This window comes from Telmatospirillum sp. J64-1 (genome assembly GCF_006980715.1).
GTDB classification, from domain to species: Bacteria; Pseudomonadota; Alphaproteobacteria; order Rhodospirillales; family Magnetospirillaceae; genus Oleiliquidispirillum; species Oleiliquidispirillum nitrogeniifigens.
Map to the genome: position 1 here is coordinate 45,394 of NZ_SBHN01000017.1, position 14,795 is coordinate 60,188.

11 protein-coding genes and 1 pseudogene are annotated in these 14,795 nt (G+C 60.8%); 7 read left to right on the forward strand and 5 right to left on the reverse strand.

From position 1 onward, the window contains the following. Positions 1 to 111: 111 nt before the first annotated feature. The 3 genes from hsdR to EPD66_RS16040 are packed head-to-tail and all read left to right on the forward strand — an operon-like array spanning position 112 to position 7,239. Positions 112 to 2,484, forward strand: coding sequence for an EcoAI/FtnUII family type I restriction enzme subunit R (gene hsdR / locus EPD66_RS16030; protein ID WP_142849526.1), 2,373 nt, complete (start codon positions 112 to 114; stop codon positions 2,482 to 2,484). Then, positions 2,471 to 4,624, forward strand: a complete 2,154-nt coding sequence (locus EPD66_RS24385) for an N-6 DNA methylase (RefSeq protein ID WP_221931000.1) — start codon at positions 2,471 to 2,473, stop codon at positions 4,622 to 4,624. The genes hsdR and EPD66_RS24385 overlap by 14 nt, the downstream gene beginning before the upstream one ends. Then, a complete protein-coding gene (locus tag EPD66_RS16040; protein WP_142849527.1) occupies positions 4,621 to 7,239 on the forward strand; it encodes an AAA family ATPase in 2,619 nt (872 codons plus the stop codon). The genes EPD66_RS24385 and EPD66_RS16040 overlap by 4 nt, the downstream gene beginning before the upstream one ends. 60 nt (positions 7,240 to 7,299) lie before the next feature. Here the strand turns inward: EPD66_RS16040 and EPD66_RS16045 are convergent, their stop codons facing one another. The 5 genes and pseudogenes from EPD66_RS16045 to EPD66_RS16065 form a co-directional block, all read right to left on the reverse strand. Continuing rightward, on the reverse strand, positions 7,300 to 7,521 hold the full coding sequence (locus EPD66_RS16045; RefSeq protein WP_071923272.1) for a helix-turn-helix domain-containing protein: 222 nt from the start codon (positions 7,519 to 7,521) through the stop codon (positions 7,300 to 7,302). Between the two features lie 51 nt (positions 7,522 to 7,572). Beyond that, a complete protein-coding gene (locus EPD66_RS16050) occupies positions 7,573 to 8,706 on the reverse strand; it encodes a site-specific integrase (RefSeq protein WP_142849528.1) in 1,134 nt (377 codons plus the stop codon). 397 nt (positions 8,707 to 9,103) lie between these two features. Further along, positions 9,104 to 9,376 carry a DNA -binding domain-containing protein gene (locus EPD66_RS16055; protein WP_142849529.1) on the reverse strand — a complete coding sequence of 91 codons (273 nt, stop codon included), beginning with the start codon at positions 9,374 to 9,376 and terminating at the stop codon, positions 9,104 to 9,106. Between the two features lie 143 nt (positions 9,377 to 9,519). Then, positions 9,520 to 10,584: pseudogene (locus EPD66_RS16060) on the reverse strand (IS630 family transposase). A 93-nt stretch (positions 10,585 to 10,677) separates the two neighbouring features. Continuing rightward, a complete protein-coding gene (locus EPD66_RS16065) occupies positions 10,678 to 11,559 on the reverse strand; it encodes an AraC family transcriptional regulator (protein WP_142849530.1) in 882 nt (293 codons plus the stop codon). A gap of 782 nt (positions 11,560 to 12,341) precedes the next feature. Here EPD66_RS16065 and EPD66_RS16070 point away from each other — a divergent pair. From EPD66_RS16070 to EPD66_RS16085, 4 genes are all read left to right on the forward strand, one after another. Next, positions 12,342 to 12,860, forward strand: a complete 519-nt coding sequence (locus EPD66_RS16070; RefSeq protein ID WP_142849531.1) for a DUF2285 domain-containing protein — start codon at positions 12,342 to 12,344, stop codon at positions 12,858 to 12,860. A 64-nt stretch (positions 12,861 to 12,924) separates the two neighbouring features. Then, positions 12,925 to 13,440: a thermonuclease family protein gene (locus EPD66_RS16075; RefSeq protein ID WP_142849532.1), complete on the forward strand. Its 516-nt coding sequence runs from the start codon at positions 12,925 to 12,927 to the stop codon at positions 13,438 to 13,440. A gap of 540 nt (positions 13,441 to 13,980) precedes the next feature. Further along, positions 13,981 to 14,289 carry a hypothetical protein gene (locus tag EPD66_RS24390; protein ID WP_221931001.1) on the forward strand — a complete coding sequence of 103 codons (309 nt, stop codon included), beginning with the start codon at positions 13,981 to 13,983 and terminating at the stop codon, positions 14,287 to 14,289. Between the two features lie 117 nt (positions 14,290 to 14,406). After that, positions 14,407 to 14,793: a hypothetical protein gene (locus EPD66_RS16085; RefSeq protein ID WP_142849533.1), complete on the forward strand. Its 387-nt coding sequence runs from the start codon at positions 14,407 to 14,409 to the stop codon at positions 14,791 to 14,793. The last annotated feature ends 2 nt before the right edge of the window (positions 14,794 to 14,795 follow it).

Here is a 14,795-nt window from a genome sequence, read left to right on the forward strand (position 1 = left end):
TCGCCATGGTTCAGAGCTTCGGAGGCTTCGTCTGGATTGCGGAGGCGTTCCCTCACAGCAGTAGCCCGCGCATGGCACGCAGTAGGCTTTGTATCGAGAAGGGTGCGCGACATGGCGACCGAAGCTGACACCTGTAGGAAATACGTCGTCCCCAAGCTGCAATCGGCTGGTTGGGACAATGAACCCCATTCCATAGCCGAGCAGCGCACCATCACGGATGGGCGCGTCATTCCCGTCGGCAAAGGCTTTGTCCGCAAGCCTCCGAAGCGTGTGGACTATCTGCTGCGCTACATGCGGGACTTTCCTCTTGCCGTGGTCGAGGCTAAGGCCAGCTACAAATCCGCCGCCGATGCCGTTCAGCAAGCTCGCAGCTACGCAGAGATTCTGGACCTCAAATACGCCTACGCCACCAACGGGATTGAAATTATCGAAATCGACTATTTCATGGGGACGGAAACTCGCGTCTCTGATTTTCCCAAGCCCCAAGAACTCTGGCAGCGCTATCAAACAGGCAGCGGGATCGACACGCCGGAGCGAATAGAGCACCTGATCGCCCCTTACAACACGGTGGGCGGTAAACCTCCGAGATACTATCAGCAGATCGCCATCAATCGCACGGTCGAGTCCATTCTGTCCGGGAAGAAACGCCTGCTTCTCACCATGGCGACGGGAACTGGCAAGACCATCGTCGCCTTCCAAATTTGCTGGAAGCTCTGGTCGAGCCGCTGGAACACGACCGGGGAGCATCGCAAGCCGCGTATCCTGTTCCTTGCTGATCGCAACATCCTCATTGACGACCCGAAGGACAAAACCTTCATCCCCTTTGGGGACGCGCGCTACAAGATTGAATCCGGCGAGATCGTCAAAAGCCGGGAAATGTATTTCGCCATCTACCAGGCACTTGCAGAGAACGAGCGCCGCGCTGGGCTTTTCCGGGACTACCCGCCGGACTTCTTCGACCTCATCATCGTGGACGAATGCCATCGCGGGAGCGCGCGGGATGACAGTTCATGGCGCGTCATCCTTGAGCATTTCAAACCCGCTTTCCAGCTCGGGATGACGGCGACGCCGTTACGAGATGACAATCGTGACACCTACCGCTATTTCGGCAACCCGCTCTACGAATACAGCCTGCGCCAGGGCATCGACGACGGCTTTCTTGCTCCCTACCGCGTTCATCGCGTCGTCACCCAATGGGATGCGGCAGGGTGGCGGCCCAGCAAGGACGAGGTGGATCGCTTTGGCCGAGCAATCCCCGACGATGAGTACCAGACCAAGGATTTTGAACGGGTCATCGCTCTGCGCGCCCGCACGCAGTCTATCGCCCGCCACCTGACCGACTTCCTCAAAAAGACCGACCGCTTCGCCAAGACCATCGTTTTCTGCGTCGATCAGGAACACGCCTCGGAGATGCGGCAGGCTCTGGTCAATCTCAATGCCGACCTTGTGGCGCAATATCCGGACCTTGTGGCGCGTGTCACCGCAGACGAGGGCGCAATCGGGCGCGGGCATCTATCCCGTTTCCAGGACCTCGAAACCAAGACGCCAGTTATCCTCACATCGTCGCAACTGCTGACGACGGGCGTGGACGCGCCGACGTGCAAGAATGTCGTTCTGGCACGCGTTGTCGGGTCTATGAGCGAGTTTAAGCAGATCATCGGACGTGGGACACGCCTGCGCGATGACTACGGCAAACTCTGGTTCAATATCCTCGACTACACCGGCTCGGCAACCCGCATGTTCGCCGACCCGGATTTCGACGGCGATCCGGCCCGGATCACGGAAGAAGAAGTGAACGACGCCGGGGAAACCACCGCGACGACGGAAACGGTCCCCGAAGGGCAGGAACCGGAGCCTGCCGCGCCGGAGGAAGGCGAGCCCGGCGTGATCGAACCGCCGACCGGCGAGCCGCGCAAATTCTATTTTGACGGGGGGCGGGTCGAAGTCGTGGCCCATCTGGTCCACGAGCTTGATCCGAACGGCAAGCAGCTTCGCGTCGTCAAATACACCGACTATGCCGCCGAAAGCGTTCGCTCGCTTGCGCCGACCTCCGCCGAGCTTCGCAATCGATGGGCGGACGCAGGCCAGCGCAGCGAGATTATCGCCGCGCTGGCCGAGCGCGGCATCGACTTTGACGTGCTGGCCGAACAGACGGGGCAGACCGATGCGGACCCCTTCGACCTGCTTTGCCATCTCGCCTTCAACGCGCCGCTTCGCACCCGGCGCGAGCGAGCACAGCGCCTCAAAGCCGAGCGCAAGGACTATTTCGAGAAGTTTTCCCCCGAGGCGCGTCAGGTGCTCGACGAGCTTCTGGAAAAATATGCGGAACACGGCGACGCGCAGTTTGTCCTGCCGGACGTGCTCAAGGTTCCGCCCATCTCAACCCACGGCCAGCCTGCCGAGATCATCAAGCTATTCGGCGGCCCCGATGAGCTTCGCCGGGCCGTGAACGACCTGCAAGGATTGCTCTATGGCACGAACTAAGAAAAAGAACGGCGCAGACGCCGCACCGATGACGACCGCCCAGATGCTTGGGAGTCTGCTGAACTCCGCCCGCAAAATCATGCGCAAGGACAAGGGGCTGAACGGCGACCTCGACCGTTTGCCGCTGCTGACATGGATCATGTTCCTCAAATTCCTCGACGATCTTGAGCAGCAGCGCGAAGAGGAAGCCGCGCTGTCGGGCAAGAAGTTCAAGGCCGCCATCGAAGCCCCGTATCGCTGGCGCGATTGGGCCGCTGATCCGCAGGGAATCACGGGCGACGAATTGCTCTCCTTCATCAATGCCGAGGAAGCCGTGCGCGCCGACGGCAAGAAAGGCCCCGGCCTGTTCGCTTATCTGCGCTCGCTGTCCAGTTCAAACGGCGACAACCGACGCGACGTGATAGCCACCGTGTTCAAGGGCGTCGATAACCGCATGAAGAGCGGCTATCTGCTTCGCGACATCGTTAACAAGGTCGGCGGGATTCATTTCACGTCGTCGGACGAACTTCACACCCTTGGTGCACTCTATGAATCCATGCTCCGCGAAATGCGCGACGCGGCGGGCGATTCTGGCGAGTTCTATACGCCGCGCGCCGTCGTCCGCTTCATGGTGGAAGTCACCGACCCGCGCCTTGGCGAAACCGTCCTCGACCCGGCCAGCGGCACAGGCGGCTTTCTGGTGGAGGCGTATAACCACCTTGAAAAACAGGTGAAGACCGTCGCCGACCGCAAGCGTCTGCAAAACGACACTATCGCCGGCTGCGAACCCAAATCCCTGCCTTATCTGCTCTGCCAGATGAACCTGCTGCTGCACGGGCTGGACGCGCCACAGATCGACCCCGGCAACGCGCTTCGTTTCAAGCTCTCCGAGATCGGCGAGAAAGAGCGCGTCGATGTGATCCTCACCAATCCGCCCTTCGGCGGGGAGGAGGAGAAGGGTATCCAGGGCAATTTCCCGGAAGACCGCCAGACGGCGGAAACGGCGCTCTTGTTCCTGCAACTCATCATGCGCAAGCTCAAGCGCCAGCCGACTCTCGCCGGTCGCCCGGCGCGTGCGGCCGTCGTCGTGCCGCATGGCAGCCTTTCATCCCCAGGTGTTGCCAAGCGCATCCGCGAAACGCTGCTTGGCGATTTCAATATCACTGCGATAGTGCGCCTGCCTCACAATGTTTTTGCCCCGTACACTGACATACAATCGAACGTCATATTTTTTGAGCGCGGCGAACCAACACAATCAATTCTCTATTGCGAGCCGTCCCTTCCGCTCGGCTACTCGCTCAGCAAGACCAAGCCTTTGCTTTACGAATGGATGGAGCCGCTCAAGAAGCTCATAGCGTCGAGGCAGGAAACGGATACCTCTTGGCTTGTTCGGCGGGATGACCTCGACGAAAATCTCAATCTCGACATCAAGAACCCTCGCCGAAAATTCATTTCTTTGGCTGACCGGGGAGACCTTGAAACCCTCTCTGCGCAAATGCGCTCGTATGCCGACGAGGCCGATGCCATTAAAGCCGAGCTGGCGCAGGTCACGGAATTGATAAGGCAATCACCGTGGGAGTTGCTTGGTGGCCACACGTATGAATCGGACGAGCGGATCGGTGAGGACTATTCACCCGAGCTGCAACTCCTGGGCGTGTCTGCCGAAGAAGGGATTACCAATCCGAAGACGGCTATCGGCAAATCGCCTGAACGATACAAGGTGCTACGGACGCATTACCTTGCCTACAACCCCATGCGTATCAATATCGGGTCAATCGGCGTCGTTCGTGACGATACGCAGCAAGGTATCACGAGCCCTGACTACGTCGTCTTCTGCTGTGGACCAGACTTGTTGCCTGAATACGTATATCACTATTTGAGAAGTGAGGCGGGTCGTCACGAAATCAACCTGAAAACCAAGGGGTCGGTACGGTTCAGATTGTATTTCGAACAGCTATCTAAGATTAAAATACCCGTGCCAAAAGACATTGAGACTCAGCAGCGGTTTGTAAATGCCTGTAACAGGCTTGAGGGCCTGAAGAAGATGCTCAATGCCGCCGCTTCGTCGGCGACAGATTGTCTTAACGCGGCCACGCGCTCCGGCTTTCTCCTTGAAAGCGACAAGCCGTCAGACACTTCACCGGGGAGCCGGGCGGCATGAGCGTCGCGGCCACGCCATCCGCGCCTCTGACCGAAAAGGCCGCTCTTGCGGACCTTGTGGCATGGGCGGAGAAACGGCCTGCTTGGCAGAGAGATGCGCTTCGCCGGCTGGTCACAGGCGAAACGCTCGACGATCAGGCGATTGCAGAACTTACGGAGCTTTGCCTCGATCCGACGCGCACCCATGCGCCGATCTCGCAATCGCATATTGCGGCTGAAACGAGCGCGGCGGAACCGATTTCGCTTCTTTCGATAAAGAACCCCACTGCCATCAACGCGCTGGCCAGCCAGCAAGAGCTATCCTTTGAGCCGTCGGGGCTGACGGTGATTTACGGCGATAACGGTTCGGGCAAGTCGGGCTACGTTCGCGTCCTGAAGCACGCATGTCGTTCGCGGGACGGAAAGTTCTCAATCCACAGGGACTTAGAGGACAAGACCGACACGCCGCAGTCTGCCGAGATATGCTTCGCGCGGGGCACGAACACTGATCAGTTCAGTTGGACGCCTGACGGCGAGCCGCACAGCGACCTCCCATCCGTCAGCATCTTTGACTCTAGAAGTGCCAGCATCCATGTCGAGAGCACAAACGAGGTCGCCTACATCCCCCGGCCAATGCGTTTACTGGAAGCGTTGGCTGACGCCGCCGACCGTATCAAAGCAGTCCTCGACAGCAAGATTGTAACGCTCAAAGGCCAAGTACCGCTGGCGATTTCTAACCCGACGCTTAGTACGGAAACGGCGGCCGGCAGCTATATTTTCGGGTTAAGCGCCAAGTCCAACATCTCGCAGCTGGATAAGCTCGCCGAACTTAGCGAGCAAGAAAGTGTGCGCCTCTCCACGCTTGAAACCGACTTCGCTCAAGACCCCAAGCGCGCTGTGGCGCGTCTGGAGAATCAGCGCGGAGAGGTTGAGCGCCTCCAGACCACCCTTCAAGCTCTCATCGGCGCCACGAGTTCGGCGGCGTTCGCTGAAATCAATACGCTGCGCAAGGCGCATGGCGATGCCGTGGAAGCCGCATCGGTAGCGTCGCAGCAGCTATTCAGCGCATCGCCGTTGCCCGAGGTAGGCCAAGCCGCTTGGCAAAAGCTATGGGAGGCTGCACGCACCTATGCGGACACCGTCGCCTATCCCGGAAGGACGTTCCCTTCGAGCGAACCGGACACGCTTTGCGTGCTTTGCCAGCAGCCCCTCAGCGCGGAGGCAATCGCCCGCCAACAGACATTTGAGTCGTTTGTCAAAAGCTCGACCAAAGCTGATGAAGCGGCGGCGCGTGCGAAGCTGGACGCGGCCCTTACACAGCTGAAAGGGCGGAGGCTACGCTCTGGCGATATTCTGAAATCTAGCAAGTTCCTCGCCACCGAAATCGGCGATGCGTCGCTTGCGCAGCAAGTTTGTCGGGCTTTTGTCGTAGTGCTCTGGCGGCTTCGGGCGATGGTCAGGGCGTATGGCGAACCGAAGCCGCTTGGCGCTGATCCGCTCCAGGCGCTTTCGACCCTCGCATCCGATCTCAAAACGCGCGCCGCGCAACTTTCCGCCAATACGCAAAGCGAAGACTACAAGAAACTGAAATCCGAATACCTTGAGCTGAAGGAGCGCGCCGCCCTTGCGCCGCTGCTCCCCGACATCAAGGCGCAAATCGCCCGCCTCAAGGAGATTGAGAAGATCAGTACGGCGCTCAAGGCGACCGCGAAAAAGCCCATCACCGACAAGAACAAAGAACTGTCGGACCGCATGGTGACGGATGCGCTTCGCGGTCGGTTCGCGCGAGAGATTGACAAGCTGAAGCTGTCCCGCATGCCGGTTGAACTGCGCAAGGAGAAGGACCGGCAAGCAGTATCCTATTTTCGCGTCGCGTTGGTGGAGCGGCCGGACGCCAAGGTCGGCGAGATATTCAGCGAAGGTGAACACCGCTGCGTTGCGCTCGCGGCGTTCCTTGCCGAACTGGTCACTGCGCAGCGTTACTCCGGTATTGTTTTCGATGATCCAATGTCATCGCTTGACCATATCCATAGAGGCGCGGTCGCATCGCGGCTGGTGGAAGAGGCGGACCATCGCCAGGTCATCGTATTCACGCACGACCTTGCGTTTCTGTATGAGCTTCGCCGCGAGGCGGAGAAGGTAAACCGATCCATCGCGTTTCGCAATGTTCGGCGGCAGCAGGACAAGCCCGGTTACATTAAGAACGAATTACCGGACAAGGCCAAATCTGGACTTGAGATGTGCAACTCGTTGCGGTCATCGCTCAAAGCGGAGAAACCGGGCTTCGACAACCTAACAGATACTCAGCGTACCATCTTCTGTAAGGGCACTATTGGTCAACTGCGTGATGCCTGGGAGCAGGCAATCTCAGATTATATCCGCCCCGTGCTTGAAAGGTTCGACAACAAGGTCAAGCCGACCTCAATGTTCAAACTTGGCATTCTCACGGAAGATGACGTGAAGCGCGTGATGGCCGCGCAGGCAAGGTTGTCCGAAGATCTTCATTCGGCGGCACAAGCGTTGAATCCCGAAGCCGTATCACTTGATGATCTGCTAAATGAGATCAAGGCTCTGGAAGAATGGATTCAGTCTATGCGTGAGCGTCAACGAAATGCGGTCAAGCCGGTGCTAAGTTAGGTTGTTATGGAGAAAGAAACCCCGCCTTTCGGCGGGGTTTCAGTCGAGGAAAGGGGCCGGTCAGGCCGCGGGCTTCAACGGCTTCGGAGCCATGCGCTGGCCCTCCAGCCACTTGTTGAATTCGGCGCGGTCGATGTAGACCCGGCCACCGATCTTCAGCAGCGCGGGCTTCAGTCCATTCGTCTCCGCATGGAATATCCACCAGCGCAACGTGTGCTCCGTGATGACCGGCGAATCCGCCGCAACCTGCTTCACGGTAGCGAGGTCCCTGTAATCCACCATGTTTTCCTCATGGTTCGGGGCCTATAAACAGCAGGAAGCCTAATCTATGCCTCAGAACATCTTCTCGTTCAATTCCCGGACCACCCCCTTGACGTGGCTCTCGGACAGGTGGGCATACCGCCGGACCATCTGGAGCGTCCGGTGGCCGAGGATTTCGGCGATCTCGACGAGGCTGGCGCCGTTCATGGCGAGGTAGCTGGCCGTCGAGTGCCGGAGGTCATGGAAGCGGAAATCGGCGATTTCCGCCGTATCGCGCGCGTTCTCCCAGGCCGTGCGGATGTCGATCGGCGCCTCGCCGTCCCGGCGGGGGAACAGCCAGCGTGGCCCCGGCGGCGAGCCCAGCTCTTTGTAGACGCCATTGACCTTCTCGACCTGGCCTTCGAGCACGTCGCGCAGGTGATGGACGACGGGCACCGCTCGCGTGTCGCCGTTCTTGGTATCGCGGAGCACAGCCGTGTCACGGTCGAGGTCGAGATCGGCCAGCGTCAGGCCGAGGATTTCGCTCTTCCGTGCGCCGGTGGACAGCGCGAACACCACCACGGGGTAGAGGTGCTCGTTGTCGCTGGCCTTGCAGGCATCGAGCAGGCGCTTGCGCTCGGCATCGCTCAGATAGCGCATACGCTCGTTCCTGATCTTGGTAATCCGGTTCACGCCATCCAGTGGGCTCGACCCCGTCCAGCCCCACTGGACCGCGTACTTGAACAGCACCGCCAGCATGTCGCGGTAGTGCTTCATCGTCTTGCGGCTCTTCGGCTTTGGTGCCGCCTTCGGGGCTTTGGTCTCTTCGCCTTCCTCGGGCGGCTTCCGCCGACCGTCGCCGGCGGCAGCCAGCTCGGCGAGCTTGTCGCTCACCATGTCGGCCGTGATGTAGGCGAGGGAGTATTGCCCCAGGGTCTTCTCCCAGTAGGCGAGGAAGGAGCCTTCCGCCCGCTTGGTGCTCTCCGCCCTGTGGATGAACACTTCCTTGCGGAAGCGGTCGATCACGTCCTGGAGCGTCTTGGTCGCGGCCGTGCGGACGACGTTCTTGAACTCGCCCTTGCGGATGCCGCTTTCGGTATCGGACGCCCACTGTTTGGCGTCCGTCAGCCGCTTGAAGGTGCGCACTTGGTCGGGGAAGCCCTTCATCCGAACCATGACCCGATAGGACGGGCCTTTCTTGCCTTCACGCTTCTGGATGGTCGCCATGGTATGCCTCGGGAACACGAGGGGGAGAGGAGCGGCGCGGATGCGCCAAACCGTTTTTGGCACACTTTTGGCACACTGAGAAGCAAAAAACCTCAACAACAGCCTGAAGGGCTCAATCAGAAAATGCCGCCGTTTCAATTATATGCTTATTGAGAATTGTTGGCGGATTGTGCCAAAAGTGGCTTTCCGCTTGGCTCATAACCTGAAGGTCGCAGGTTCAAATCCTGCCCCCGCAACCACTTTCGTTATAACTCAATAGAATGTGAGATATAACAATTACTTAGGTCGCAAAAAGGCGGCCTTTTGCCTTGTCCGACACCGTACTCAAGTGTGGTGGTGAGGCTTGCGGTCACGAAGACCAAATGGCGTTGGTCTCCGACGACATGATCCGGAATACCTATCCGGCTCGCACCGCATCGAGTAGATAGCGGAAAACGTGCTCGGTCATCCAACGGGCGCGCTGGAAGTGGGATTCCCAGCAGTGACGGGTTCGGTCGGGTTCAGCTTCTGGATCGCGATCCAGGACGATGCGGGCGACCTCGCGCCAGTCTGCGCCTTCGGCCTCCGCGTCCAGCAGGCGCAGGTAGGTGATGAAGTGGTCCTCGTCATAGGACGTGATTTCGTCCGCCCACGGCACATCGTCGGCGATCTCGGGATCGAGTTTGGCCATGCACCCGTCCTCCGTGCCGTGCACATCCATGGCGCCCGTTCAGGGCAGCCTCCGGGCGTCGGGTGCGCGGTGCTGCTCCACCTATCTTAATACGGAATGGCGCCGGGGGCCCGCGGGCATATGTCGATTAGTACCAGCGGCCCTCACGATTGACCGATAACGGCCCATGCTCTGGTTCCGATTGATGTTACGGTGTCGGGCATGGCGATGAGGCTGTTCCATGCCTCGCAGGCCGCGTCGATGATGTCGTCGTAGGTTTCGAAGACGCGGTTCGAGAGGAAGTTGGCGCGCAGATACTGCCAGACTTGCTCGACGGGATTCAGTTCCGGCGAGCGCGAGAGCAGCAGGATCGGTGTGATGTTTTTCGGCCAGCACAGGCTGCCTGTGGTGTGCCAGCCGGCGCGATCAAGCAGCAGAACGGCATGGCCGCCTCGTCGGACCATGGACGATATTTCGCAAAGATGCTGCTGCATCGCCTCGGTGTCGGCGAAAGGCATGGCAAGACCGGCCCCGACACCCCGGGCCGGGCAGATCGCGCCGAAGAGGTAGGCGCTTTCATAGCGCTGGTCGGCGGGTTGACGTGGGCGTGTTCCCCGGCGAGCCCATTGCCGGACAAATGCCGTTCTTCTGCCCGATGCGCGCCTCATCCTGGGACCAGATTTCGATCTTTCGATCGTGTGCGCGTGGTGGCAGATGCGCTTTCAGCGTCGAGGCGAAGTTTTGAACGCTTCCATCACACCGGCGTCCTGCCCGGGATGATGCGGGCGGGCGCTGATGTGCGAGAAGCCGAGGTGCTTCAGGAGCTTGCCAACCGTCCGCTCATGATAGACCACGCCGAAGCGCTCCTCGATCAATCGCTGAAGATCAACACGGCGCCAGCGCACTACGCCATGGGTTGCGCGATCCGGGCCGGTCTCGATAAGGCCCGCCAGCTCCTGATGTTGCTCCGACGACAAACGGCGCGGATTTCCGCGACGGCGATTGTCCTTCAACCCCTCCGGGCCGAGCGCGTTGAACCGATGCACCCAGTCCCGCAGCGTCTGGCGGTCCATGCCGCCGATCTTCGCGGCATCCGCCCGGCTCATTCCGTCCAGAATAGCCGCAATCGACAGAAGGCGGCGGCTCTGGCTCGCGTTCTTCGTCAACGCCGCCAGTCGACGCAGTTGTGCAGGCGTATAGCTCGGCTTGACCTCAACGACCTTCGGCATGGCAGGTTCTCCCTGCCACGGTGAATCACATCAACGCCGAAAGGGGAATCCCTTTCGAGTCAATTGAAGCGCCCGTTGGTATAATGTCTCCGGTCAGGTGCAATTCCTGCGGAACAGCGAAGGCGTCGTCCCTGTCATCTTGCGGAACACGTCCGTGAAATGGCTGTGGCTGGAAAAGCCAAGGGCGAGCGCGATCTCCGTGATCGACGCGCCGTCCGACAGCAGCATCTCCTTCGCCTTCTGAATCCGCCGCTCGGTGATGTAGCGGCAAGGAGGCTTGCCAAACGTCGTCTTGAACGCCTTGCCGAAATGATGCGGGCTGAGTCCTGCTTCCGCGGCGAGCGCTGCGAGCCCGATATCTTCGTCCAGATGCGCCTCGATGAAGTCGACGATCCGCCGCCGGCGCGAGGCGCCGAGACCGCCCCGGATCGACGGCGGCGGCCTACCGTTTTCGCCATAGGTTTCAAACAAGCGCAGAGCGAGCGAGGTACCGACGAGGTCCAGGCAGAGCCCGCCGCAGCGGCTATCGTCGATCAAGCTGCGCCTGAGGCAGGCTATCAGCTCCTCGACCGCCGGGTCGCGGAGCGCCGCCCTACCTCTGATCTCGGGCACGCGCCCGTCGAAGGCGTTGCCGATCGTGCGTTCGATGAAGCTATTTTCCATGGCAATGACGAAGGACTGCTTGTCGGCTGTCCAGCCGACATGGGCGGCCCGATCGGCCGGGCTCAAATGGAAGTGCCCTGCAGCGACCGAATGCTTCTCGATGCGGCGGCTTTCTGGCAGACGGCAGATGAGATCCAGCGGTTCGCTTTCATGCATGAAGAGGGCGAACTGTGCCGTGACGATCTGTGTCCCGGGATTGATCGGGATATCGCATCGGCTGACGACAATGCCGTTGCGGGCGATGCGCCGCGTGACAGACAGTACCGGGGACGCAATTTCCGACGTGAAATCGACCAGAGTGGTTTCGGCCATGACGCAATCTCCATCGCCTGAAAATTGATATCTCGGCCGATAGCGGGTTGCCGGCCTTTAACAAGTTCCATTCCCGGTAGAGTGTGTGTTTCAAAATCGATGATCCTGTGGCAACTTTGTGATGAGGACGGTGCAACTGTGGCAATCTCGGGTTTTGTTATCTCTGCCCGAGTTCATTTGTACTTTAATAAAATTCTGTAGTTTGCAGATCTATCCAGGTCTGATGTTGCGAATATTGTAACGATTTCCTGAAAGACGCCGCGAAAACACGGAAGCCAACCCGTGTCTCAACTATCGATAGTAATCGATGTCGTCGGCGACCTCCCGCCAGTGACATCGACCTGGCAGGAGGCGGCTTGTTCCAGGTGCTGTGCGACGGATCGTCAAATGGCCGCGCCGCGTCCGCTACGGCCGGATGGCCTCATGGGAGGAGACAAGCCCCATGTCCAAGGAGAAGACCGTCCCCGGCATAAGTCCGCGCGCCGACTGGCGCGATCCCGAAAGTTACAAACCCCTCATCGACCTGGACCGGGCCGGTTGGGCCTGGGAGTGGCTCAAGCGCAATCCCGACTTCGCCACGGCTGCCGGTGGGCTGCCACAGGTGTCGCCTCCACTCCGTCCGTCCGCCACCGAGCCCCGGCTGAAGGCCGCTCAGCCCCGAGTCCTCCGTATCCAGAATCCGGGGCCGTTCGAACACTGGGGCGTCTTCTTTCACCACTGGCGTTGCCCTGCCGGCTACGGACGTCTTTTGGCTGCCCGATCTCAATCCATCGGTGCTCGTCGTGGAAGCGCAGCCCATTGCACCCGGCCACACCGACGCCTTCGACATCCGATGCTTTGCGTCAATGACGACCGTGTTGTGCTGCGGCGGATCCGAGCACGTGCTTTTCAGCGATGGCTTGCGCCATCTCCAACTGATGGTGACGGCAGGCAGTGTTCTCGATGGCCCGGTGTGCCTTCGCTACCTGCTGTCGGGTCTCCGGCACATGGAGGCGAAGGTTCTGACGCTGCAACGCCTGTGCGGGCTTTGCCGCCTCGGCCGTCTGCCGCGCGGCCTCTTTCCGCCGGAGCGCCGGGTCAGGCGCTGGGCGATGATGCTGCGCGCCTGGGACGGAGAAATGGCGGGCGCGAGCCGGCGGCAGGTTGCGGCGGCGATCTTCGGGGAGATGGCGGCGCGCGAGCTCTGGGAGTCCGGTTACCGCTCCCGCATGCAACGACTTGTCGGCGAGGCGGAGGAGATGGTCAGCGGCGGCTACCTGGGACTGCTGAGGCGGGAAACAGAGGGAAAGAGGGGCTTCTGACGGGTGAAGGGCTGAAGCCGGCGAGAGAACACCGGCCCACCCGCAACCCGTGAGGAGACCTCCCATGTTCCAGTTCGTCCGCCTGTCCGCCGTCATCGGCATCGTGTTTTTCGCCTGTCTGTCCTTCTGGCCCGCGCTCGACGAGGAGCATTCCGGCCCGGCCAATGTGATCGACGCCGATACAATCGAAGTGGGCGGCGAGAAGCATCGCCTCTACGGCGTCGATGCCGTGGAGATCGACCAGCGCTGCCGCCGTCGCGATAGCGCGACATGGCCTTGCGGCAGAGAGGCCGCCGCCGCGCTTACCAAATTTCTCGAAGGCCGAAAGGTCAGTTGCGAAGTCTGGCAGGGAACGACGCGCGATGCCCATGGCCGGTTCGTATCTGTTTGCTACGCCGGTGGCGACGACATCAGTAGCTGGGTGGCGAAGAACGGCTGGGCGGTTGCCGATCGCGACGCCAATCGTCTCTACAACTACACAAGCGACGAGGGCACGGCCCGGTTTCTGCGCCGCGGCATCTGGAACGGAACCTTCGATCCGCCCGCCGAATGGCGGCGCCGGCAGCAGGTAGGAGGGTAGCCATGAACGCGCTGTTTCCCCCGCCGACCGACATCTCCACCATCAGGCTCCGAGCGCCTTCGCTCGGCGCCGGTGTGCAGTCTACCACCCTGGCCCTTATGGCCGCCCACGGCGAGGTCGGGCCGATGCCCGACTGCGCCATCTTCGCAGACACCGGCTGGGAGTCGAAGGCCGTCTATGAGCATCTCGCCTGGCTTAAATTGCCGAATGTATTGCCGTTCCCAGTGCATATCGTGACTGCTGGCAACATCCGCGACGGGCTGGTCCGCGGCGCGCAGGGCGAGCGCTGGGCCTCGATCCCCGCCTTCACCAAATCCGCATCGGGCAAGGTCGGCATGATCCGCCGGCAGTGCACCAAGGAACTGAAGATCGTGCCGATCCGCCGCAAGGTGCGTGAGCTGGTCGGGCTCACGGGCAAACGCTCGCCGGGCCGCCCCGTCGTTGAACAGTGGATCGGTATCTCCCTGGACGAGATCGTGCGTATGAAAATGTCCTTCGAGCCCTGGCAGGTGAACCGCTGGCCCCTCATCGAACTGGGGCATGGCGCGCCGCGACTGCCTGCGCTGGCTGGAACGGCACGGCTATTCCATGCCGCCCAAGAGCGCCTGCATCGGATGTCCGTATCATTCCGACGTCATGTGGCGGCAGATGCGCGAGGAGGATCCCGACGGCTTCGCCGATGCTGTCGCCATCGACCGGCTGATCCGCACCGGTTTCCGCAATCTGCGCGGCGAGGTGTATCTCCATCGCTCCTGCGTGCCGCTCGACGAGGCCGATCTCGACACGCTGGCGAACAAGGGACAACTCGACCTCTTCGCCGACGAATGTGACGGCATGTGCGGCGTGTGACCTGTTTTGCCTGATCGCCGAAAGGGTCGCTCTCGACAAGTTCGAGAGCGGCCCTTTCGCCCGTGACGGGTTGCCAGGTCCGGAACGGTTCTGGGCCGCCCGTCGCGGAGAACATCGATGCACGATCGCAATTACAGCGCCACCATCGCCAAGGCCCTCGCCACGCCGGGCGGCCATCTGAAGCTCGGCCGCGGAGGGTTCAGTCTGCACTACCTGAATGAGTATGGCGGCCAGAGCAGCCTGTCCGGCTACGACTGCGACGCCGTGAAACAGCAGGCCATCGCCGCCGGACTTGCGGTGATCGACAGCCGCTGTGTCGACTTCGACAAGGTGGTCAGGCTCGCTATCTCCGGGCCGATGATCTGCGTGGGCGGTACGCCCGAGCCTGAACCATGGGGCGCGTTCTCCTATGCCCCGCTGGTCGTGGTCGCCCGCGTCTACGCCGCAGCCGGGGCGGAGGTCTACAACCTCGACCTGGAGGAAGCGGCGGGGGCGGCGGCCTGAAG